Origin of the sequence: Streptomyces sp. NPDC021225 (assembly GCF_044332865.1) — a bacterium.
In the GTDB taxonomy this organism is placed as follows: domain Bacteria; phylum Actinomycetota; class Actinomycetes; order Streptomycetales; family Streptomycetaceae; genus Streptomyces.
In genome coordinates this window covers 522,513-545,420 of the sequence record NZ_JBIRPV010000004.1, presented here as the reverse complement: position 1 = coordinate 545,420, position 22,908 = coordinate 522,513, and the positions used below count along the sequence as shown (strand labels likewise).

Here is a 22,908-nt window from a genome sequence, read left to right as displayed (position 1 = left end):
CGGCGCCCTGTCGGCGCCGCGGTGATCAGCCCTTGACGGCGCCCTGCATCACACCGGCGACGATCTGCCGGGACAGCAGGAGGAAGACGAACAGCAGGGGCAGCACGCCGATGGCGGCGCCGGACAGGATGAGCGTGTAGTCCAGGGCATAGCCGCTGGCCAGCGAGGACAGCGCGGTCTGCACGGTCGGGGTGACCGAGGGGTCCAGGACGATCAGCGGCCACATGAAGTCGTTCCAGGTGGCCATGAAGGTGAACATGGCGAGCACGGCGGCCTGCGGGCGGATCGCGGGGAGCGCCACATGCCAGAACACGCCGAGTGTGGAGCAGCCGTCGACGCGGGCGGCCTCGACCAGCTCGTACGGCACGGACTCGTCGCAGGCCTGCCGCATCCAGAAGACGGCGAAGGCGTTGACGAGGGCCGGGACGATGACGGCTTTAAGGGTGGCGATCCAGCCGAGCTCCCCCATCAGCATATAGAGCGGGATCATGCCCAGCTGGGTGGGGAGCATCGCGGTGATCACCACCGCGACGAAGAGGGCGTTGCGCCCCCGGAACGGCAGTTTGGCGAAGGCGAATCCGGCGAGCGAGGACAGCAGGACACAGCACACCGTGACCGTGGTGGAGATGATCAGCGAGTTGCGCAGGGCCAGCCAGAAGTCGACGGTGTCGTAGACGCGCTGGATGTTGTGGAGCAGGTTGCCACCGGGGGTGAGGGTGAGCAGCGAGTCGCCGATGGCCGAGTTGTCGCGGGTGGGCAGGGCGAAGGAGTAGTAGAGCGGGAAGACGGAGGCGGCGAGCACCGCCACGAGCGTGGCGTAGACGAGGAATCCGGGGCGCCGGCCGCCGTCGGAACCGGCGCGCCGGCGGCGGCCGGTCGTGGGGTGGGTGGCGAGGGCCATGACGGCATCAGTCCTTCGAGGCGATGCGCCGCGACAGCGCGTAGTTGATGCCGGAGACGACGGCGATGAGCAGGAACATCACCCAGGCGAGGGTGGCCGCGTAGCCCGCGTTGAACTCGCGGAAGCCCTTTTCGTAGAGGTACATCATCAGCGTCTGGAACTGCCGGTCGCTGCCGCCGGTGCCGTCGGTGCCCTGGACGTCGAAGAGCTGGGGCTCGGTGAAGGTCTGCATGGCGCCGATGGTCGACATGACGACGGAGAAGATGATGGTGGGGCGGATGGAGGGCACGGTGATCGACCAGAACACGCGCCGCGGGGAGGCGCCGTCGAGCATCGCGGCCTCGTTGAGTTCGCGCGGCACCCCTTGCATGGCGGCGAGGAAGATCAGCGCGTAGTAACCGGCCCAGCGCCAGATGATGATGGTGGCGACGGCGGGAATCGCGGTCCAGCGGTTGGCCTGCCAGTCGACCCGGTCGATGCCGACCAGGCTCAGCACATCGTTGACGATGCCCGTGTGGAAGCCGTAGAGCTGCGCGAACACCAGGCTGACGGCGACCACGGACACGATGTGCGGCAGCACCACCCCGGCCCGCCAGACGGCGCTGGCGTTCAGTTTCCGGTTGAGCACACTGGCCAGCCACAGCGCCACGGCCAGCTGTACACCGGTGCCGAGCACCAGCAGCAGAGCGGTGTTGAGCAGCGCGTTCCAGAAGTACTCGTCGGCGAACAGGGCCTGGTAGTTGTGGAGTCCGGTCCAGCCCTGGTCGCCCTCGATGATCGCCCACTTGTGGAAGGAGATCCAGCCGGTGTACAGCAGCGGCCAGACCGCGAAGGCACCGAAGATCACGAAGAACGGGGCGATGAAGAGATACGGGGTGTAGCGCAGGTCGAAGCGGGTCAGTCGGGATCGCCAGGTGCGGCGTGGGGGGCGGCGCCCCGGGGCGGCGGCCGTGGTGGCCTCCGCCCCCGGGCGGGTCTCGGTGACCGTCATCAGGTCAGTCCCCCGCGACCTTCTTCGCGTCGGAGACGGCCTGGTTCCAGGCGTCCTCCGGCTTCTGCTTGCCCTGTTCGACGCGGAGCAGCGCGTTCATGAAGGCGGTGGCCACGTCGCTGTCCTTGGTGCCGCGGTAGATGGGCTCCATCTTGTCGACGGCATCGGCGAAGATCTTGCCGGTGGGGGCGTCGGAGAAGTACGCGTCCTTCTTCGCCTGCACCGCGGGGTCGTTGTAGACCGAAGGGTGGCTGGAGAGATAGCCCTTGGAGAGGAAGAGCCTCTTCTGGACCTTGGACGAGGTCAGCCACCGGGCGAGCTCGACCGCTTCCTTGGTGTGCTTGGTCTGCTTGGGCACCAGCAGATAGGAGCCGCCCCAGTTGCCGCCCTGCGGGGCCGCGGCCACCGACCACGTGCCCGAGTTGTCGGCGCCGGAGGCCTCCTTGGTGCGGTCGAGCTTCCAGGCGGGACAGACAGCGGTTGCTGCCTTGCCGGTCTTCAGGGCGTTGGCCATTTCCGGGGTGAAGGGCGGATAGCCGCCGCTGACCTTGCGCACGGACATGTTCGCGGCGGTCAGGAAGTCCTGCTTGAGGGAGGTGTTCCGGTCGGCCATGAAAGAGTCGTCGGATTCCGCGAAGAACGTCTCCTTGTGCTGGTTCTCCATCCCGACCCAGATGTCCCCGGTATTGGCGGTGAAGGAGGCGTCCTTCACCTTGGACCGGAATTTGTCACCGGTTTCGGTGAACTTGGCCCAGGTGGGCCAGAGTTGGCCGACCTGCTCGGGGTCGGTGGGCAGCCCGGCCTTCTTGAACAGGTCGGTGCGGTAGCAGATGCCGAGCCCGCCGAGGTCGGTGCGCAGGCCCAGCACGTACTTGCCGTTCTCGACCGTGCCGTAGTCGTACGCCCACTGCACCCACGGGTCGTCGGTGTTGTTGACGCCGTGGTCGGCGAGGTTGACGAAGCGCTGGTGGCTGGGGATGAACTTGCCGATGGTGTCGTCGCCGAGGCCCACCACGTCGGAGGCGCCGCGGTTCGCCGCGAGCTGGGTGACCAGCTTCTTCGGCAGGTCGTCGACGAGCACCTCGCGGATCTTGATGCCGGGGTGGCTCTTCTCGTACTCCTTGTAGAGATCCCGGTATCCGTAGTCGACCTGGGTGGTCACGGTCAGCGTGATCTTGCCATCCGAGTCGCCCGCGCCGCTCCCGCAGCCCGAAGCCGTGAGGGCCATGACCGCGGCTGTGGCCGCCACCCAAACCCTCCGGCCGGCGTGGTACTTCATGCCCTCACCTCTCTGCTTCCGTGTTCGGCATTGCCGCCCTTGCGAGTTCGGTATTTCGAAAGTTTCGGCGCTCGGAAATTCCGTGGATTCTTCTGTCCGGCGCGCCGTGTCCAGGCGGGCTCAATGTAGGAACCGGTTGTCATGCGGTCAATGTTTCGGTCGCGTAAGCGGCGCTATTCGAAACTTTCGGTGCGCATGGACCGGCCGGAGAGCCATGACGGGCGGGCCCCGCGGGGAAGGTTTTCCTCACACGGATCTTCGTCGACAGATCGGAACGGTTCGTATGAGTGGCACGACTCGGTCGCAGCAGTGGTACGCGGGCGACTCCCGCGACGCCTTCATCCACCGCGCCTGGATGCGCCGCGGGCTCCCCGACCACGCCTTCGACGGGCGGCCGCAGATCGTCATCTGCAACACCTGGTCGGATCTCACCCCCTGCAACGGCCACTTCCGGGAGATAGCCGAGCACGTCAAACGGGGCGTATGGGAGTCCGGAGGGGTGCCGCTGGAGCTGCCGGTGCCATCACTTGGCGAGACCCTGCTGCGCCCGACCGCGATGTTCTTCCGGGACCTCGCCGCGATGGTGGTCGAGGAGCTCATCCGGGGCAACCCGGTGGACGGTGTCGTCCTGCTCGGCGGCTGCGACAAGACGGTACCCTCGCTGCTCCTGGGCGCCGCCTCGGTGGATCTGCCCACGCTGATGGTGACCGGCGGCCCCATGCTCAACGGCTCCTGGAAGGGGCGCGCGCTGGGCTGTGGCACCGGGGTCTGGGAGATGAGCGAGGAGGTACGGGCCGGCCGGATGCCGCGCTCGGACCTGCGGCGCGCGGAGTCGGCGATGATCCGCAGCCGCGGACACTGCAACACCATGGGGACCGCGTCCACGATGGCCTGCGTCGCCGAGGCGCTGGGCATGACGCTGCCCGGGAACGCGGGGCTCCCGGCGCCGGACAGCCGGCTGCTCGAGCTGTCGCACGCGGCGGGCAACCGCATCGTCGAGATGGTCGCCGAGGACCTCCGCCCCAGCGCCGTGCTGACCCGCGAGGCCCTGCTGAACGCGGTGCGCGCGGTGGCCGCCATCGGCGGGTCCACCAACGCCGTCGTCCATCTGCTGGCCCTCGCCCGCCGGGTCGGCGCGGACTTCGGACTGGACGACATCGACCGCGCGGGCCGCGACATCCCGCTGCTCGCCGATGTGCAGCCCGCCGGGTCCCACCTCATGGAGGACTTCCACCGGGCCGGCGGCCTGGACGCGGTGCTCGGGCAGATCAGGGACCATCTCGAGGAGAGCGTCACCGTCTCCGGGCGCCCCCTGACCGATCAGATCTCCGGCCGCGCCAGCACCGACCTGGACGTCATCCGCACCGCGGACGAGCCGATCGCGCCCCAGGCCGGGCTCGCCGTGCTCCGCGGCAACCTCTGTCCCGACGGCGCGGTCATCAAGCCGGCCGCCGCGACGCCGGAGTTGCTGCGCCACCGGGGCCGCGCCGTGGTGTTCGACGGCATCGAGGACTTCCACGCCCGGATCGACGACCCCGAGCTCGCGGTGGACGCGTCCGATGTGCTGGTCCTGCGGGGGTGCGGCCCCCGCGGCTACCCGGGCATGCCCGAGGTGGGGAACATGCCGCTGCCCCGGAAGGTGCTGGAGACCGGTGTGCGGGACATGGTCCGGATCAGCGACGCCCGGATGAGCGGCACCGCCTTCGGCACCGTGGTGCTGCACATCGCCCCGGAGTCCGCGGCGGGCGGGCCGCTGGGGCTGGTCCGCACGGGCGACTGGATCGAGCTGGACGCGGAGCGGCGCGTGCTGCGGCTGGACGTGCCGGACGAGGAGCTCGCCGCACGGCAGCCCGTGACGGCCGCCGCCCCGCCCGCGGAGAGCGGCTGGGAGCGCGTCTACCGCGAACACGTCGAACAGGCCGACCAGGGCGCCGGGCTGGACTTCCTCGCCGGAACCCGCGGTTCCTTCGTCGCGCGGGAGTCGCACTGACCACCCTCGCACCGCGGTGAGCACGGCCTGGCGCCGGCGGCCGGGACGGATTGTCAGTGGCATCCGCAAAGCTGTTTCCCGGATGTGAGCAACCGTCTCGGCGCAGGCGCCAGGCTGGAGGTCGATGGTCGTGTACGCGGACACAACGACGTGGGAGCGGAGCAGTACGGTCCGGGTGGTGCCCCCCGTACGGCCGCGCAAGCTGGCGAAGGTCCCCTTCGTCGAGCTGGCGGAGGGCCGGTTGCAGGGGGTGGTCTCCAGCGGGTCGGACATCGCCCGGGTGTATGTCTCGTCGATCGCGGCGCGCACCCATGACTACAGCTGTAGTACGAACAACAACCGGCCCTGCGGCGGGCTGAACGGCGGGCCGTGCAAGCATCTGCGGGCGCTGGCCGACGAGGCGGTGCTCCAGTACGGGCTCGACCGCGTGGCCCGCTATCTGCACGTCGAGGTGGGCGAAGAAAACGGGGCCGGCGGAGGCGCGGACCTGATGAGCCGTCTGTCGGGCTCGCGCGAGTCCGCGCCGGCGGCCGTGGTGTTCAGCCGCTTCCTGCGCCACCTGGCCTATCTGGAGCTGCCGGACACCACGGCACCCGTCCCCGAACTGCACTGGTTCCCGGCCACGGAGGCGGTCGGCTGATGCTCGGTGTGCAGCTCGCGGCACTGCTCGACGCCGACCCGCCGGGGGTCTCGGAGGCGCTCGACCTGGTGGCCGGCTTCGACGACACCCTCGTCCACGGGCTCGCCCGGCTCGGCGAGGAGCGCGTGGCGGCGCTGACCGCCCTGGCCGGCGCCGTGGCGGCGTCCCCCCTGGGTCCGGCGGTGGCCGAGGCGGCGGCGAAGGTCGCCGTCGGATCCGTCACGGACGACCATCTGGCGGCCCTCGCGGGCGCGCGCACCGCCCTCTTCGGCGCGGTGCACGACGCCCGGCTGGCCGACCTCGACACCGCCCTCGGGCGCACCAGAGAGGCCTGGCCGGAGCCGCCCGCGGCGGCCCCGGAGGGGCTGGGCCCGCTCGTCGGCGCTCGGTCCTGGCTCCGTGAGCTGGCCATCGCCGGATGGCGGGGCGTCGGCCACGACCTGATATCCGCGGCGGACCAGACCATCGAGGCCCTGCTGGCCGAGCCGGAGCTGCGGCGCCCGGCGGTGCTCCTGGACGGCCTGGCTGCGGAGTTGCGTGCCTCGTCCCCGATCGCGACGGCGGAGCGGCTGCCCGCGCGGCGCTGGGCCGACCTCTGGGCCCGCGCCCTCACGCTGTCCTGGGACGACGGGCGGGGCGGCCTCGCTCCGCCGGCGGAGTCGGTGTCGGGGCGTCTGCTGATCCTCGGGGTGGACGTCCACGAGCACGGCACCGCCGTACAGGCGCAGGTGCACGCGGTCCTGGAGCCCGTGGGCGGCGCTCCGGCGCGCCTGGTGCGCACGAGCGTGGTCGCCGCGAAGGTCGACACGATCGTCGGCCCGGCTGTGTGGCGTCTGCTGCACGGCCATCCCCAGCTGATGGCCGCGCTGGCGGAGCACCGCGCCCTGGAGGTCACCGATCTGCCCCTGCTGGCCGGTGGCGACCTGGTGTGGCACGACGACCGGGCCAGCGCGGGCGAGCCCGCCGACCCCTTCGCCACCGCCCGGATCCAGCTCGCCGACGCACTCGCGCCCCCGGTGCCGCCGCTGGAGCGCCATCCGGTGCGCATCGCCGAACCCGTGCTGCTGGAGGGGTACACCACGGACGGAAGCGTGCTGGAGCTGGACGGGCGCACCCTCCCGCTCGATCTGGACCGGCTGCCCGCCTGCGGGCCGCTCACGCCCGCGCTGGTGGCCGACTCCTCGGCCTGTGTCGGCCTGCTCCGGTGGGACGGCGGCCGCTGGGCGCTTCAGCCCCTGGCGGTCCGGGCGACGGTCAAGCGCAAGCCGGTCGAGGTGCACGGCGGCGACTGGGCGCTGGGGATCACGGATCCCAAGGTCGCCAAGGCGGAGGCCAGGGCCGGCGACGCGGTCGCCGTGCTGCGGGAGCGAGCGGGACGGCTGCTGCGGAAATGACCGACACCACGCAGAACACAGGGCTGGACACTCCGGCCGCCGCCGCCGAGAACCGGCGGCAGGTCCTCTACTGGCGGCTGCTGGCCCGCCTGTTCGACCCCGAGGAGCAGCCCGCTCTGGAGGCCGCGAGCGTGGCCGTCGTCGACGACATCGGGCTGCCGTCGGCGCTGCTGGACCCGTCCGTGTCGGTGGACAGCGTCGTCCAGCGCTTCCCGGACCTGGAACCCGAGTTCCGGGAGCTGATGGCGCCCTCCGGCGACGCCCCGGCCTCCCTGGACGGCGCCGGGGACGAGCCGGAGGACCCGCGGGAGCGGGTGCGCCGGGCCGCCCTGGTCTCCAAGCTCCTGCTCAATGTGTTCAACACCGGAGCCGGTGAGGTGACGGCCCAGCAGCTGGCCGACTGGCAGCGGGACGCGGGCTGGTGCAAGCAGGCCCTGGGCGCCGAGGGGGCGGGCGAGCTGAGCGGCACCCTGTCGGCCCTGGAGGGCGACCTGGTGCGGCGCATGCGGCTGCGCGAGGTGCTGGCCGACTCCAGGCTGGCCAGAGCGCTGACCCCCAGCATGTCGCTCATCGAGCAGCTGCTCCGCGACAAGGACAACCTCTCCGGCGTGGCGCTCGCCAACGCGAAGGCGCTGATCCGCCGGTACGTCGACGAGGTCGCGGAGGTGCTGCGCACCCAGGTCCAGCAGACGAGCGTGGGCACGCTCGACCGGTCGGTGCCGCCGAAGCGCACCTTCCGCAACCTCGACCTGGACCGCACGATCTGGAAGAACCTCACCAACTGGGACCCGGAGAGCCAGCGGCTCTATGTGGACCAGCTGTTCTACCGGCACACCGCCAAGCGGACCCTGCCCGCCCGGATGATCGTGGTCGTCGACCAGTCGGGGTCGATGGTCGACTCGATGGTCAACTGCACCATCCTCGCCTCCATCTTCGCGGGGCTGCCCAAGGTGGACGTCCATCTGGTCGCCTACGACACCCGGGCGCTGGATCTGACCCCCTGGGTGCACGACCCGTTCGAGGTGCTGCTGCGCACCAGGCTCGGCGGCGGCACGGACGGCACCGCCGCGATGTCCCGGGCCCGGCCGAAGATCGCCGATCCCCGTAACACCGTGCTGGTGTGGATCTCCGACTTCTTCGACAACCGAGCGCTGATGACCGACTTCGAGTCCGTGCACCGCTCCGGGGTGAAGCTGATCCCGGTCGGCTCGGTGAACAGCTCGGGGCGGCAGAGCGTGGACCCGTGGTTCCGCGAACGCCTCAAGGATCTCGGCGCGCCCGTGATCTCCGGACATATCCGCAAGCTCGTGTTCGAGCTCAAGAACTTCCTCGCCTAGGAGACCCACGAATGACCGACAACGACATGCTGCGCGCCCCGGCCGAGGTGAAGTACGCCGAGGAGCTCGACTGGCTGGAGTCGATCGACGACGGCCCCAAGCCGTTCTCGTGGCGGCTCAGCCCCCGGATGGTCCGGCTGTTCGTCCTCGGGTCCGAGCCCTCCGACGGGCTCGACCGCCCCATCCCGCAGAAGTGGTTCGGCGACCGCAGCTTTGTGGAGCGCAGCATCGTGACGCTGGCCTCGGACCGGGGGCTGCTGCTGATCGGCGACCCGGGCACCGGCAAGAGCTGGCTCGCCGAGCTGCTCTCGGCCGCCATCTGCCGCAACTCGACGCTGGTCGTCCAGGGCACCGCGGGTACCACCGAGGACCACATCAAGTACTCGTGGAACGTCTCGATGGTGATCGCCAAGGGACAGTCGCGGGAATCGATGATCCCCTCGCCGATCATGACGGCGATGGAGGGGGGCGTGATCGGCCGCTTCGAGGAGCTGACCAGGTCGACCAGCGATGTCCAGGACGCGCTGATCTCGATCCTGTCCGAGAAGTATGTGTCCATCCCGGAGCTCGACGACGACAACATCGTCTTCGCCAAGCCCGGATTCTCGATCATCGCCACGGCCAACAGCCGCGACCGGGGCGTGAACGACCTGTCGTCCGCGCTCAAGCGGCGGTTCAACTTCGTCCGCATCCCGGTGGTGACGAACAAGCGCAGCGAGGCGGAGATCGTCCGGTTCCGCACCGTTGAGCTGCTGCGCAGGCACCGGATCGAGCTGGAGGTGCCGCCCACCCTGCTGGACATCCTGCTGCGGAGCTTCGCCGATCTGCGCGCCGCGTCGGCCTCCGCCACCAGCGACGACGACAGGCTCGAATCCGCGCTGTCCACCGCCGAGCAGATCGGCGTGCTGGAGGACGCCATCCTGCACAGCCAGTTCTTCGGTGACCGCGTCCTCGGCGCGCGGACGCTCGCCGGTTCGCTGGTGAGTTCGCTGGCCCGGCGCAGCCCGGAGGACCTGGCCATCCTGAACAAGTTCTGGCACGGCGTCGTGGAGCCGCGCAGCAAGGACGAGGGCGGGCCCTGGCAGGACTTCCTGGAGGGCGGCCGCGAGACGATCGCGACCCTGTCATGACGACACCGAACCCCTTCGGCGCCCTCCGTGGGCAGCTGCGCGACGCGGCGAGCGCCTTCGCCGGTGACGCCGGCGCCGTCCCCGGCATCCTGTCGGGCATGGTCGACGACGTCGACCGGGCGCTGCGCGAGGAGCTCGAGATCTTCCCCGTGTGCCACCACTCCCCCGCCTCGGCCCTGGCCATGGTGCGGCGGCTGCGGGAGAAGCAGCCCAAGGTCATCTATCTGGAGCTGTGCGAGGATCTGCGGCCGCTCCTCGACGAGCTGCGCAACTGCCGCCTCCCGGTGGCGCTTCAGGCCTTCGCGACGGACATCGACGGCTTCCCGCTCGACTGGGCGCCGCTGAGCGTGGTGGCGCCCATCACCGAGGCCTCGGCCGAGTACCAGGCCATCGCCTACGCCCTGGACCGGCCGGACGTGGAGCTGGTGCTGGTCGACCGCTCCACCGACCATGTCTTCCAGTGGACGCCCCGCGACCCGGCCGAGCCTGGGGAGGCGAAAGCGGCGGACGGCGATGCTGACGAGGACGGCGCCCGCCATGACGAGGCCGCGCTGCACGGCGACGCGGTCGGCATCGAGATCGGCGATCTGCGGCCCCGCTTCGCCGAGTTGGAGGCGTATCTGCTCCACCACGGCAAGGTCCGGCACTGGTCCGAGTGGTGGGACCAGTATGTGGAGCAGCCCCTGGTCGGCGCGGACTACGACACCTACCGCCAGGTCATGGTGATGATCGGCAGCCTGTTCCGGCGGCTGCGCCCGGACCGGCAGGCGCGCGAGGACCGGGACGAGGACCGCGAGCGCTATATGTGGACGCGGATGCGCGAACACCTCGCGGCCTCGGGCGCCGAACCTGAGCGCTGTCTGTATGTGTGCGGCGCCTTCCACGCGGCCAGCCGGGTCGAGCAGTTCGGCCTGGCGGCCGAGGGCGAGCCGTACGAGATCACTCCCCGTACGGCCACCCGCTGGATGTACGGGCTCATCCCGTCCAGCCACTCCACCATCGAGGCGCAGTTCGGGCTGGCCCCGGGGGCGGTGTCGATCGCGTCGGCGACCTGGACCAAGGCGCTGAAGCGGGGCCGGGTCACGCCGTTCCGGCTGGCGGGGCAGCAGACCGCGGACCAGAAGCGGGCGGCCAAGCGCGCGGAGCGCGAGCGGGCCGACGCCGTGCCGGGCTCCCCCGAGGGGGTCGCCGACCGGCTGTCCGGGTTCCTGGCCACCCCGCCGGTGCTGGACGACCTCGACGAGGCCGAGCTGCTGGGGTGGTGTGTCGACATCGTCGGGCTGGCCCGCCGCAACGGCTATCTGGCCAGCACGGCCGACGCCATCGCGGTGTTCGAGACGTCCATCCTGCTGGCGGGAATGCGCGGCCGCGGCCGCCCCACCCCGTACGACTTCGAGGACGCCGCGGTCACCTGCATCGAGAAGGACACCGTGCCGGGCCGCCGCGATGTGCGCCGGCTGTGCGAGATCCTGCTGGGCGGTGACCGGATCGGCGCGGTGGGCTATGACTCGCTCCCGCCGCTGGCCCGCGATGTGCTGGACCGTCTGGAGCCGCTCGGGCTCAATCTGAGCGCCCGGACGAACCAGCGCGCGCTGCTCGACCTGGCCGCGGAACCGGCCCTCAATCCCTGCTCCGACCTGCTGTGGATCCTGCGCCGGCTGCTGGGGGACGTGGCCCGTCCGATCATGGGGGCCCGCAGGCTGGGCGAGCGGTCGATCCAGGAGAGCTGGGACCTGGCCATCGGCCGCAACCAGCGCTCCCTCGTCGAGCTCGGCTACGAGGGCGTCACCATCGAGCAGGTGCTGGAGCAGCGGCTGCGCCGCGACGCGTGGGCGCCCGAGGCCACCGCCGCGACCGCGCTGGAGGCTGTGGAGGAGGCCATCCTCTATCTGGGCAGCCGTCGGCTCGCCGACGAACTCGGGGCCCGGGCCGTGGAGTTGCTGACCGCGGAGCGCACCGTGGACGGGGCGCCCCGGGTGCTGCGCCAGATCCGCCGGCTGCTGGCCCACTACCGGGCCGCGGAGCCGGAGCTGCCGCGCTGGTGCGAACGGTTCGTCACCGCGGGCTACGCGCATTACTGCACCCTGCTGCCGACGGCCTTCGCGGACGAGTCCACCGGGCTGCGCCAGGTGGCCGCCATGCTGGGCTTCCTGTTCGAGATGGAGAGCTTCGCGCTCTCGCTCGGCTGCGACCACACCCAGCTCGAACTCGCCGTGCGCCAGTCCCATCCCGAGGCACCCGACAAGGTCGCGCTGGCGTGGGCGGCCCGGTCCCGGCTCGGCCTGATGACCTCGGCCGAGCTGCGCTCGCGCTGCGCCGAACTGCTGGCCAACCCGCTGGTCGTGCCCGCGTTCCCGCGCTATATGAGCGGTTTCGTGCAGGCCCTGGAGCCGGTGCCGACACTGGCGCCCTTCGTGGTCGAGCAGCTGTCCAAGGCGTTCGCGCAGCTGCCCGACTCCGTCCTGCTCCCGTGGCTGCCCAAGCTGATCACGGCCCTGCGCGACGGCGCGCGGGAGCTGGTGCCGGTGCTGGTGCGCGAGGCGGGCCGCACCTTCCCCGCAGCGCTGTCCGCGGTCGACGCGTGGGTGCCGCCGTGGTCGGCGCGGCCGGCGGCGTCGCAGGCGGAGACAGGCGCCGCTGAGGCGGCGCCGGGTGGGGCGGTCGCGCGGCTGCTGGCCGCCCACCCGGCGACCTGTGACGCCGTGGCCGAGACGCTCGGGTACGACGCGGGGTGGCAGGACACCGAGTCCGCTCTCGACCCGCAGGTCGGCGTAACCGGTCGGGGGGAGGTGGCCGGGCTGCTGACACGGCATCCGCGGACCGCGGACGCCGTGGCGCGACTGCTCGATCTCCAGCCGGTCGGATAGCCGGAGCGCGGGCGCGGCCGGTCGTGCGTCGGGGGACGCGACCGGCCGCGCTCGTCAGGCCCACTCCCGGGTCATCCCGCGGCGGTGCCCAGCGCGCCGGTCCACGCCCGGATGGCCTCGGCCGTGGTGCGCGCGTGTTCCTCCATCAGGCTCCAGTGGCTGCCGGGGACGTCCACGGTGTCGTGCGGGGCCGGCCAGGAGGGCCGCCGGTCGCCGCCCCGCTCCGCCTCACGGCCGCTGTGGGTCCGCGGCTCCGGCAGCGGATCGGTGGCCCGGACCAGCAGCGTGGGGACGTCCGTCGGCTCCGGACACCAGCCGCGGGCCATCCGGGTGTAGGCCCCCAGCGCGGCCATGGACATATCGTCCACCGCAGCGTCGAACCAATCGCCCATCTCCAGGGGGACGCGGGCGGGCATGGCGAGCAGCCAGGGCTCGTCCTCGCGCTCCGGTGTGACGTGGTAGGTGTCCACGACGACCAGCCCGGCCGGCGGGGTGCCGGTCGCCGCGAGCCGGGCGGCGACCGAGTGCGCCGGGTAGCCGCCCATGGAGTAGCCGAGGACGACGTACGGGCGGTCGCCCACGTGTTCGCGCACGGTGGCGGCGTGCAGCTCGACCAGCGTCTCCCAGTCGCGCGGTACCGCGTCCCCCCGCAGGACGCCGGGGTGTTGGATCTCGAAGACGTCGCGCTCGCGGTCGAAGCGGGACGCCAGCGTCCCGTACCAGGACCCGCCGGGAGTGGCGGAGAAGCCGGGGACGCAGACGAGCGCGGGGCCCTCGGCGCTTCCGGGTTCCCCGGCTTCGCCGACGCCTTCGGCTCGCTCGGCGGCCTCGGCCAGGCGCAGCGGAGCGACCGCGTGCCGCGCGGCGTCGGCGCGGTCGAACACCGGCGTGGCGAGTGAGGCGGTCACCAGCAGATGCATCGCCGCGACCACCTCGCCCGTCTCGCACACCCTCCGGTAGAGGGAGGCCAGCGTCTGCGCGGGCCGCCGCTCATGGGGCCGGGCCGGCACGGGGCCGGGCCGCCGGGGCTCGCGGGGCGCTTCCTCCGGGAGCGCGTCATCGCCCGGCGAGTCGCTGAGAAGCGCGTACAGGTGGTCGGCGAGCTGCTGGGCGCTCGGCCGGTCGAACACGACCGTGGCGGGCAGCGGTACGCCGGTGAACGTGCTCAGCCGGTTGCGCAGCAGCACTCCGGTCAGCGAGTCGAAGCCCAGCTCGGTGAAGGGTCGTGTCGCGCCCACGGCCGTCGCGTCCGCGTGGCCGAGCACCAGGGCGGCCGTCTCGCGGACCAGGCTCAGCAGCGCGGGCGCGCGGTCGGCGTCGGGCAGCGCCGCCAGCCGCTGCCGCCAGGAGCCCTCCGCGCCACCGGGGTCCTGGCCCAGATCCGACGTCGCACCGGCGCCGCCGTCCCCGGGCCGGGCGGCCGGGCGGCCCGGGCGCAGCAGTCCGCGCAGCGGTGGCGGGGCCGGCGGCCCGGCGGGCGTGGCCGGGCGGGAGCGGTCCAGCGGCAGCGGGGCGAGCACCGGCTCCCCGATGCTCAGCGCGGCGTCGAACAGCGCCAGGCCCTGCTCGGGGGAGACCGCGCGTACGGGGGTGTCCCGGGTCCGGCCGGCGTGGTCGGTGCGCGCCGCCATCCCGTCCTCGTCCGCCCATGGCCCCCAGGCCAGGGAGAGCGCGGGCAGGCCGAGGGCGGTGCGGTGGTGTGCGAGGGCGTCCAGGAAGGAGTTCGCGGCGGCGTAGTTGGCCTGGCCCGGGTTGCCCAGCAGCCCGGCGGCCGAGGAGAACAGCACGAAGCGGGACAGCGGCAGATCCCGCGTCAGCTCGTGCAGATGCCAGGCCGCGTCCGCCTTCGGCCGCAGCACCGCCGCCAGCCGCCGGGGCGTCAGCGTTTCCAGCACACCGTCGTCCAGGACCCCGGCGGCGTGGACGACGGCGGTCAGGCCGGGCGCGTACTTCTCGATCACGGCGGCCAGGGCGGGGCGGTCGGCGGTGTCGCAGGCGACCAGGTCCACCCGGGCTCCCGACCGCTCCAGCTCGGTCCGCAGCGGCCGCGCGCCCGGGGCCGCGGGGCCGCCGCGGCTGAGGAGCACGAGGTGCCGGACCCCGTGCCGGGCGACCAGGTGTCGCGCCAGCAGCCCGCCGAGCGATCCGGTGCCGCCGGTGAGCAGGACGGTGCCCTCGCCCGCGAAGCCGCCTGGGGCGGCGGGGGCGGCGGCGTGCGGCGCCGGTTCGAGCCGGGGGACGCGCACCGTGCCGTCGGCGATGGAGAGTTGGGGCTCGCCCGTGGCGATGGCGGCGGGCAGCAGGCGCGCGGACTCGGGCCGGTGGTCCAGGTCCACGATCGTCAGGCGCCCGGGGTACTCCGACTGCGCGGCGCGCACCAGGCCCCACACCGCCGCGGCCGGGAGGTCCGGGGTCGGGGACGCGGCGCCGCGGGTCACCACCACCAGACGCGCTCCGGGTGAGGCCGGATCGGCCAACCCGGTCCGCAACGCCTCCAGGGCACGCGCGGTCAGGGCGTGCGTGTCCGCGACCGGATCGGTGCCCGATCGCGGGCCGGCCAGCGAGACGACGACCGTCTCGGGACCGGCGCCGCCGGCGGTGGCGGTGAGTGCCGCGCTCAGCTCCAGGTCGTCCGGGCTCGCCACGGCCGGGGCCGGTACCGATGCCGGGTCCGGGCCGTCGGCCGGGACGCCGGTCCACCGCAGTCGGTACAACTCCCCGGCCCCCGCGCCGAAGCCCGCGTCTTCCGGAAGGGGCCGGGTGGTCAGCGAGGCCACCCGGGCCACCGGCCGGCCCGCCCCGTCGGCGAGGTCCAGGGCGATGGTGTCCGCGCCGAAGGGCCGGGAGCGTACGCGCAGTTCCGTGGCGCCGACGGCGTACAGGGTCAGGCCGCCGATGGCGAACGGCAGCCGGGCCGGGCCCTCGGACGGCGCGGCCAGCCGTCCGGCGTGCAGCGCGGCGTCCAGCAGCGCCGGGTGGATGCCGTACCGCCGGGCGTCCGGGCCCGCCGCCCCGGGCAGCCGCACCTCGGCGAAGAGCTCGCCGCCCCGTCGCCAGGCGGACATGACGCCCTGGAAGGCCGGGCCGTACGCGTAACCGGCGTCCGCCAGCCGCGCGTAGGCACCGGTGAGGTCCACGGGTTCGGCGCCCGCGGGCGGCCACGCGGCCAGGTCGTCGGCCAGAGCGGCGGGCGGGTCCGACGGTGTGACCGCCGGGCCGAGCCGCCCGGTCGCGTGGTGCGTCCAGGGGCCCAGCGCCCCGGACTCCTCGGGCCGGGAGTGGACGTCGGCGGTGCGCCGGCCGGAGGCGTCCGGTTCGCCGAGGGCCACCTGGATCTGGACCCGGGCGTCGTGGCCGGGCAGGAACAGCGGGGCCGTCAGGGCCAGGTCCTCCAGCTCGTCCAGTCCGCACGCGTCCCCCGCGTGGAGGACCAGTTCGGCGAGCGCGGCGGCGGGGACGAGCGGGTGCCCGGCGAGCGCGTGGTCGGCCAGCCACGGGTGGGCGGCGCCCGACAGGTGGCCGGTACACAACACGCGCTCGGTGCCGGGGACGGTGGTGGTCTGCGTCAGCAGCGGGTGGCCCCGGCCGTCGTCGGCGGGCGCGGCGGCGGTGGCGGGGGCGTCCGGTTCCGTGTCGGCCAGCCAGTAGCGCTGCCGCTGGAAGGGGTACGTGGGCAGGTCCACCCGCCGGGCGCCGCTGCCCGCGTACACCCGGCCCCAGTCCACCGGCAGTCCGTGCACATGGAGCCGGGCGAGCGCGGCCAGAACCGCCCCGGGCCCGGACCCCCGCGGGTCGGTGCCGGCCCTGGACACGGCCGCGAACACCAGGCGTTCGCTCTCCCCGTCGGCCAGGGCCGCCAGGGCGGACGCGGTGAGGTGTGCGTCGGGGCCGACCTCGGCGAAGGCCGTCACCCCTTCCTTGCGGACGAGCCGGTGGACGACGTCCCCGAAGCGCACGGCCTCGCGGGCGTGCCGTACCCAGTACCCGGCCGAGCGCAGATCCTCCCCGGTGGCCGGGCGCCCGGTCAGCGCGGATACGACGGGGATGCGCGGCTCTCCGTACTCAGGCCGCGCGGCCACCCGGCCGAACTCCTCGAGCATGGGCTCCACCAGCGGGGAGTGGAAGGCGTGGCCGACCCGCAGCCGTGTGGTGCGGCACCCGCGTGCGGCCAGGCGTTCCGCCACGGCGAGCACAGCCGCCTCGTCGCCCGAGAGGACCACCGACCGCGGGCCGTTGACCGCGGCGACCGCGACCCGGTCCGCCGGCGTTTCGGCGGCCCTCGCCAGTTCCTGGGCCACTTCTTCCTCGGAGGCCTCCACGGCCACCATGGCTCCGCCCGAGGGCAGCTCCCGCATCAACCGGCCCCGGGCCGCGACCAGTTCGACCGTGTCCCGCTCGGACAGGACGCCGGCCACGTGAGCCGCCGCCAGCTCACCGACGGAGTGTCCCGCCAGGAAGTCCGGCCGTATCCCCCAGGACTCCAGCAGCCGGAACACGGCCACCTCGAAGACGAAGAGCCCCGCCTGCGAGAAGTCCGTGCGGTCCAGCAGAGCGGCGTCCTCGGTGCCCTCGGCGGCCCACAGCACGGTGCGCAGCGGCCGCTCGAGGCGGGCGTCGAAGTGGTGGCAGAGTCCGTCGAAGGCCGTGGCGAACGCCGGGAAGGCGTCGTACAGCGCGCGCCCCATGCCCGGCCACTGGGCGCCCTGGCCGGTGAACAGCAGGGCCAGCCGCCCGGCGCGCCCCGGGGTGCCGGTGGTCTCGACGCCGGGTGGCAGGGAGGGATGGCGGTCGTCGTCATGTTCCGCCAGCGCGTCCAGGGCGGCCAGCAGCGCCTCGCGGTCCCCGGCGGGCACGGTGGCCCGGTGGGCGAGCGCGGGACGGGTGGTGGCGAGCGAGAAGGCGACGTCCAGCGGGGCGAGTTCGGGCCGATCCCGCAGCAGGGCGGCGATCCGCCGGGCCTGGGCGCGCAGGGCCCGCGGGCTCGCGCCGGAGAGCGGCAGCGGCGGCACGGCCTCCGCACGCCGCGGGCGGCCGGGTTGCGGCTCCAACGGCGCGCCGGTTCCGAGGTGTTCGGGCCTGGCTTCTTCGAGGATGACGTGGGCGTTGGTCCCGCCGATACCGAACGCCGACACCCCGGCCCGGCGCGGGTTGCCGGGCGCCGGCCGCCACGGCCGCTCCTGCGCCAGCAGCCGTACGGTGCCCGGGGACCAGTCCACGCGCGGGGACGGCTCCTCGGTGTGCAGGGTGCGGGGCAGCCGTCCGTGGCGCATGGCCATGACGGTCTTGATGACCCCGCCGACACCGGCTGCGGCCTGGGTGTGCCCGATGTTGGACTTGAGCGCGCCCAGCCACAGCGGCCGGTCCGCGGGCCGGTCGCGCCCGTAGGTGGCCAACAGCGCCTGGGCCTCGATGGGGTCGCCGAGCGCGGTGCCGGTGCCATGGGCCTCGACCGCGTCGATGTCGGCAGGCGACAGCCCGGCGGCGGCCAGCGCCTGCTGGATCACCTGTTGCTGGGCGGGTCCGTGGGGCGCGGTCAGCCCGTTGGAGGCGCCGTCGGAGTTGACGGCGGAGCCGCGGAGCAGGGCGAGCACCGGGTGGCCGTTGCGCCGGGCGTCGGAGAGCCGCTCCAGCAGCACCAGGCCGACGCCCTCGCCCCAGCCGGTGCCGTCGGCGGCGGCGGAGAACGGCTTGCAGCGGCCGTCCGGCGCCAGCCCGCGCAACCTGCTGAACACCACGAACGGCTTGGGGCCCGCCATCACGGTGACCCCGCCGGCCACGGCCAGCGAACACTCGCCGGCCCGCAGCGCCCGCGCGGCCCAGTGCATCGCCACCAGCGAGGACGAGCAGGCGGTGTCCACCGTCACGGCGGCCCCGCGCAGGCCCAGGGTGTAGGCGATACGGCCGGATGCCACGCTGCCCGCTCCGCCCAGCGCGAGATGCCCCTCCAACTCGTGGCGGTCGCGGTGCAGATGGCGGGAGGCGTAGTCGTCGTGCATCAGGCCGACGAAGACACCCGTGTCGCTGCCGCGCAGCGCCACCGGGTCAAGACCCGCGCGTTCGAAGACCTCCCACGCGGTCTCCAGCAACAGCCGGTGCTGCGGGTCGGTGGCCAGCGCCTCCCTCGGGGACATCCCGAAGAAGTCCGCGTCGAAGTCGGCCGCGCCCCGCAGAAAGGCGCCCCGGCGGGTCACCGAGGTGCCGAGACGGTCCGGGTCGGGGTCGTAAAGACGGGGCAGGTCCCAGCCGCGGTCGGCGGGGAAGTCCGAGGTGGCGTCGGTGCCGTCGGCGACCAGCCGCCACAGGTCCTCCGGAGTGGCCACCTCGCCCGGATAGCGGCAGGCCATGGCGACGATGGCCAGCGGCTCCCCGTCGGGCTCGGCCGGCCCGGGGCGGGCGGCGCGGGTGGTGGCCGCCGGGGTCGGGTCCCGGTCGCCGAGCAGCGCGATGCGCAGGTGTTCCGCCAGGGCGGCGGGCGTCGGGTGGTCGAACACCAGGGTCGCGGGGAGGGCGAGACCGGTGGCCGCCGCGAGCCGGTCGCGCAGCAGCACGCCGCCCAGGGAGGTGATCCCGGAGGCGGTGAAGGGCTGTTCGGGCCCCAGTTCGGGCCCGGGGACGTCACCGGTGCGCGCGGCCAGGTCGAGGACGAGGCGCAGCACGGTGTCCCGCCGGTGCGCCGCGGGCAGGGAGCGCAGCCGCTCGCGCAGCGCCTCCGAGGCGGTGTCGCGCGCCTGGGCCAGCCGTTCGGCCAGGTCGCGGGTGAGTTCGCGGCGGAGGATCTTGCCGGAGGGGGTGCGGGGCACGGACCCGGTCTCGTACACCTCGTCGGGCACTTTGAAGGCCGACAGCCGCTCCCGGCACAACGCGAGCAGCCGCGCGGTGTCGACACCGCCGGGGCCGGGGACGACCAGGGCGACCGGCACCTCGCCGAGCACATCGTGCGGCCGACCGACGACGGCCGCGTCGGCGACTCCGGGGCAGTCCAGCAGGGCGTGTTCCACCTCGGCCGGGTTGATGTTCTCGCCGCCGCGGATGATCAGCTCCTTGACCCGGCCGGTGACCTTGAGATGGCCGTGTGCCACGCGGCGGCCGAGGTCTCCGGTGCGGTACCAGCCGTCGCGCAACACGAGCGCGGTGGCCTCCGGGCGGTTGTGGTAACCGCTCATCAGGTTGGGCCCGTGGACCCAGATCTCGCCCTCCTCCCCCTCGGCCACCTCTTCGCCGGTGAACGGGTGGGTCAGCCGCACCGTGACCCCGGGGAGCGGCGGACCGCTGGTGTCGTCGGACCGGGGACCGTCGAGCCGGTTGACCGCGATCTTTCCGCAGGTCTCGGTGGAGCCGTAGCCGTCGAGCAGGGGCGTGCCCAGCAACTCCTCGACCTCGGCCCGCAGTCGCGGCGGACAGGGCGCGCCCGCGGTGAGGCACACCCGCAGTTCGGACACCGGCCGCGGTGTGCCGCGCAATGTTTCCACCAGCAGGTGGTAGGTGGTGGGCACCCCGGTCAGGACGGTGCACGACTGCTCGGCGAGGGCCTCGGCGAGGTTGGCGCCCCCGGCGCCCCGCTCAAGGAGATACGCGCTCGCTCCCACCGCGATCACGCCCAGCACGCACACGGAGTTCGCCAGCGCGTGGAACATCGGCAGGGGCCACAGCAACCGGTCGCGCGATTGAAGCCCGTACGCCGGGACGTAGGCCGCCGCCACCGACCACAGGGCGGCCCGCTGCGTGGTCACCACGCCCTTGCTCTCCCCGGAGGTGCCCGAGGTGTAGATGATCCAGGCCGGTTCGTCGAGGCCGAGGTCGTCCCGTGGCGCGAGGCCCGGATCCGTCCGGGCCAGCTCCTCGAAGGCCACCGCTCCGTCCGGCGCCGCCGCCGGGAGCCCGTCGGCGCCGACCACCAGGACGAGCAGCCCCGGCCGCCCGGCCGCGACCCGGGCGAGCCGGGGCAGCAGTGTCTCCTCGGTGACGATGGCCACCGCGCCGCTGTCGTCGAGGAAGTACTCCAACTCCCCTTCCGTCGCCGTCGAGTTGAGCGGCACCCCAACCGCCCCGGCCCGCAGGACCCCAAGACGGCTCTCCACCTGCTCCACCCGGTTGCCCAGATGCAGCGCCACCCGGTCCCCGGGCCGGACACCCAGCCGTGCCAGATGGCCCGCCACCCGCCCGGTCCGCGCCTCCAGGTCCGCGTAGCCGACGCCCCGGCGGGCGTCCTCGTACGCGATCTTGTCTCCGGTCCGTGCCACGTGCCGCTTGAGTAACTCCGGCAGCTCGCGGATCAACTCGCCGTGCTCTTCCGCCATTCCACACCCTCTCGACCGCGGGGCGCCTGGCTTCCGCCCCCGCCCGCTCACCGTAGGCGGCCGTCGGCGGCGAGGGAGCGAGGCGCGCGGAGCGCCACCCGCTCCAGGGGCGGCATGGCCGTGCGACACCGCGTTTCCGCTGGCTGTTAGGTTGGCACTCCTTGTTTTGCATACGGAGGAGAAGAAGTGCGCAAGGCGGCACACATGGTGGTCACGTCGGTCGTCGTGGGCCTTTTGGTCAGCGGCTGCGGTGGTGGCGACGACGACAAGACAGATGCGAAGCCCAAGGGCGCGACCACCACCGCCGAGCAGCAGTCGAAGAGCCCCGAGCCGTCGGCCCAGGGCTCGATGATCGAGCGTGCGGCCGGGTCCTGGAAGTCCATCGTCGAGGCGAAGGACACCGGCCTGGAGACCCTGACGATCGCGGACGGCAAGGTCACCGCCAAGGGGCCGAAGCTCGACTGCACCGGGACGTTGAAGTCGGGCGAGAAGGCGGGCAAGGAGGCGCCCACGCTGACGCTGACCTGCAAGGGCGGCGGTGACGGGGACCGGGGTGTGGGCACGGTCGGGATGAAGGACGACGACAAGCTCGCGATCGACTGGGCGGGCCCCGAAGGCGGCTTCGGCGGCCTCGTCGAGAGCTTCCGCAAGGTCGGCTGAGACACCCACGCTCCACCAACCTCGGCGGCGGACGCGGGCGTCCGCCGCCGAGGTGTTTCCGGCCCTTTCCACGTCGGCCACTCCGACACACCCCACGGCGGCCGTTCCGTGGGATAGGCTTTTTGATCTCCGGTCCTACAGGCGCCGACAACTGCAGAACGGACAGCAATGGACGCGATATCCCCCGTTCATCTCGCCCCCGAGCCGACCGACCTCCATGGTGTCGAAGGCGCGGCCCTGCGGGCCGCGGGCCCGGTCGCCACCGTGGCGCTTCCCGGCGGAGTGGTGGTCAAGGCGGTCACCACCCGCGAAGCAACTGCCCAGGTTCTGAACGACCCACGGTTCTCCAAGAGCCTCCGGCACTGGGGTGCCCACCGGCGCGGGGAGATCCCCGCCGAGTGGCCGCTGCTCTTCATCCTGGAGGGCGAGGGGCTGCTCAACTCCGACGGCGACCTCCACCGCCGACTGCGGCAGCCCATTCAGCGCGCCTTCTCCCCGCGCCGGGTGCGGGATCTGCGCCCGCGTATCGAGTCGGTCACCGACCGGCTGCTGGCCGCCCTGGACGATGTGGCACCGGGTCAGGAGACCGATCTGCAGTCCCGTTTCGCGCTGCCGCTTCCCCTGGACGTCATCTGCTATCTGCTCGGCGTGCCCGAGGAGGGCGGTCTGCGCGAGGAGCTGCACGTGCTGTCGGCGGCCGCGTTGAGCACCGACGACGGGGCCGAGGACCTCCAGCGCACGATGGCGGAGCGCTTCCCGGCCACCCTGATGACGATAATCGAGCGCAAGCGCGCCGCCGGCGACACCGACGACCTCACGATGGACCTGGTCGAGGCCATGGACCAGGGTGAGCTGACGGTGCCGGAGGTGATCGGCAACCTGGTGGTCACCGTCATCGGCGGCCACGAGACCACGGTGACCCTGATCTGCCACGCGGTGCGGGGGCTGTTGACGCACCCCGAGACCCTGGCCGCCGCCAAGGCCCGGCAGGCGGCGGGCGAGGACCCGTGGCCGGATGTGGTGGAGGAGGCCCTGCGCTGGGAGTCCCCGGTGCGCACCCTGCTGTTCCGCTACGCCACCGAGGATGTGTCCGTGGCGGGCGGCGGCATCGTCCGCGAGGGAGAGGCGGTGCTCCTCCCCCTCGCGACCATCAACCGCTGCCCCCACGCCTTCACCGAGCCCGACCGGTTCGACCCCGACCGGCCGGACGCCTCCCGCCATCTCTCCTTCGGCTACGGCGCCCACCGCTGCCCCGGGGCGTCCCTGGCCAAGGTGGAGGCCGAGATCGCCCTGCGGCGGCTGTTCGAGACCTTCCCGGATATCGCCCTCGCCCAAAGGCCCGCTCCGCGTGCCGCGTCGCTGGGCATGAACAGCTACCGGGAGCTGCCGGTCGTTCTGCGCCCCGCCACCAGCTGAGCGTCT

Annotated in this window: 12 protein-coding genes; 8 read left to right on the top strand and 4 right to left on the bottom strand. The window is 73.1% G+C overall.

From position 1 onward, the window contains the following. Positions 1–25: 25 nt before the first annotated feature. From ACH4S9_RS20765 to ACH4S9_RS20755, 3 genes are read right to left on the bottom strand one after another with little or no spacing between them, the layout of a single operon-like run. Complete coding sequence (locus tag ACH4S9_RS20765) at positions 26–901, bottom strand: carbohydrate ABC transporter permease (protein ID WP_311725580.1); 876 nt, start codon at positions 899–901, stop codon at positions 26–28. Positions 902–908: 7 nt separating this feature from the next. Then, positions 909–1,892 carry a sugar ABC transporter permease gene (locus ACH4S9_RS20760; RefSeq protein WP_311725579.1) on the bottom strand — a complete coding sequence of 328 codons (984 nt, stop codon included), beginning with the start codon at positions 1,890–1,892 and terminating at the stop codon, positions 909–911. Between the two features lie 4 nt (positions 1,893–1,896). Beyond that, positions 1,897–3,171: an extracellular solute-binding protein gene (locus ACH4S9_RS20755; RefSeq protein ID WP_398373496.1), complete on the bottom strand. Its 1,275-nt coding sequence runs from the start codon at positions 3,169–3,171 to the stop codon at positions 1,897–1,899. 283 nt (positions 3,172–3,454) lie between these two features. On the opposite strand from ACH4S9_RS20755, the gene ACH4S9_RS20750 reads away from it, so the two are divergent. The 6 genes from ACH4S9_RS20750 (at position 3,455) to ACH4S9_RS20725 (ending at position 12,529) form a co-directional block, all read left to right on the top strand. Then, positions 3,455–5,161 (top strand): IlvD/Edd family dehydratase, encoded by a 1,707-nt coding sequence (locus ACH4S9_RS20750; RefSeq protein ID WP_398373495.1) that lies wholly within the window; start codon positions 3,455–3,457, stop codon positions 5,159–5,161. A gap of 124 nt (positions 5,162–5,285) precedes the next feature. Continuing rightward, the gene (locus ACH4S9_RS20745) at positions 5,286–5,801 is read left to right on the top strand and encodes a hypothetical protein (RefSeq protein ID WP_398373494.1); all 516 of its coding nucleotides are present in this window, start codon (positions 5,286–5,288) and stop codon (positions 5,799–5,801) included. Then, the gene (locus ACH4S9_RS20740; RefSeq protein ID WP_398373493.1) at positions 5,801–7,195 is read left to right on the top strand and encodes a hypothetical protein; all 1,395 of its coding nucleotides are present in this window, start codon (positions 5,801–5,803) and stop codon (positions 7,193–7,195) included. Before ACH4S9_RS20745 ends, ACH4S9_RS20740 begins: the two co-directional genes overlap by 1 nt. Beyond that, on the top strand, positions 7,192–8,532 hold the full coding sequence (locus ACH4S9_RS20735) for a VWA domain-containing protein (RefSeq protein WP_398373492.1): 1,341 nt from the start codon (positions 7,192–7,194) through the stop codon (positions 8,530–8,532). Before ACH4S9_RS20740 ends, ACH4S9_RS20735 begins: the two co-directional genes overlap by 4 nt. Before the next feature lie 11 nt (positions 8,533–8,543). After that, positions 8,544–9,662: an AAA family ATPase gene (locus tag ACH4S9_RS20730; protein WP_311725573.1), complete on the top strand. Its 1,119-nt coding sequence runs from the start codon at positions 8,544–8,546 to the stop codon at positions 9,660–9,662. Continuing rightward, on the top strand, positions 9,659–12,529 hold the full coding sequence (locus ACH4S9_RS20725; protein WP_398373491.1) for a hypothetical protein: 2,871 nt from the start codon (positions 9,659–9,661) through the stop codon (positions 12,527–12,529). The genes ACH4S9_RS20730 and ACH4S9_RS20725 overlap by 4 nt, the downstream gene beginning before the upstream one ends. 71 nt (positions 12,530–12,600) lie before the next feature. Here the strand turns inward: ACH4S9_RS20725 and ACH4S9_RS20720 are convergent, their stop codons facing one another. Further along, the gene (locus tag ACH4S9_RS20720) at positions 12,601–20,826 is read right to left on the bottom strand and encodes a type I polyketide synthase (protein ID WP_398373490.1); all 8,226 of its coding nucleotides are present in this window, start codon (positions 20,824–20,826) and stop codon (positions 12,601–12,603) included. A gap of 186 nt (positions 20,827–21,012) precedes the next feature. Between ACH4S9_RS20720 and ACH4S9_RS20715 the strand changes: the two genes are divergently transcribed. Together ACH4S9_RS20715 and ACH4S9_RS20710 are read left to right on the top strand one after the other, a co-directional pair. After that, the gene (locus ACH4S9_RS20715; RefSeq protein ID WP_311725570.1) at positions 21,013–21,486 is read left to right on the top strand and encodes a hypothetical protein; all 474 of its coding nucleotides are present in this window, start codon (positions 21,013–21,015) and stop codon (positions 21,484–21,486) included. A gap of 168 nt (positions 21,487–21,654) precedes the next feature. Further along, on the top strand, positions 21,655–22,902 hold the full coding sequence (locus ACH4S9_RS20710; RefSeq protein WP_385337077.1) for a cytochrome P450: 1,248 nt from the start codon (positions 21,655–21,657) through the stop codon (positions 22,900–22,902). Positions 22,903–22,908: the final 6 nt, after the last annotated feature.

Bases quoted from the DNA above. Each gene is read 5' to 3' on its own strand.
- ACH4S9_RS20740 (WP_398373493.1), top strand. From the start codon at position 5,801: ATGCTCGGTGTGCAGCTCGCGGCACTGCTCGACGCCGACCCGCCGGGG.
- ACH4S9_RS20745 (WP_398373494.1), top strand. From the start codon at position 5,286: ATGGTCGTGTACGCGGACACAACGACGTGGGAGCGGAGCAGTACGGTC.
- ACH4S9_RS20710 (WP_385337077.1), top strand. From the start codon at position 21,655: ATGGACGCGATATCCCCCGTTCATCTCGCCCCCGAGCCGACCGACCTC.
- ACH4S9_RS20760 (WP_311725579.1), bottom strand. From the start codon at position 1,892: ATGACGGTCACCGAGACCCGCCCGGGGGCGGAGGCCACCACGGCCGCC.
- ACH4S9_RS20765 (WP_311725580.1), bottom strand. From the start codon at position 901: ATGGCCCTCGCCACCCACCCCACGACCGGCCGCCGCCGGCGCGCCGGT.
- ACH4S9_RS20750 (WP_398373495.1), top strand. From the start codon at position 3,455: ATGAGTGGCACGACTCGGTCGCAGCAGTGGTACGCGGGCGACTCCCGC.
- ACH4S9_RS20735 (WP_398373492.1), top strand. From the start codon at position 7,192: ATGACCGACACCACGCAGAACACAGGGCTGGACACTCCGGCCGCCGCC.
- ACH4S9_RS20725 (WP_398373491.1), top strand. From the start codon at position 9,659: ATGACGACACCGAACCCCTTCGGCGCCCTCCGTGGGCAGCTGCGCGAC.
- ACH4S9_RS20720 (WP_398373490.1), bottom strand. From the start codon at position 20,826: ATGGCGGAAGAGCACGGCGAGTTGATCCGCGAGCTGCCGGAGTTACTC.
- ACH4S9_RS20755 (WP_398373496.1), bottom strand. From the start codon at position 3,171: ATGAAGTACCACGCCGGCCGGAGGGTTTGGGTGGCGGCCACAGCCGCG.
- ACH4S9_RS20730 (WP_311725573.1), top strand. From the start codon at position 8,544: ATGACCGACAACGACATGCTGCGCGCCCCGGCCGAGGTGAAGTACGCC.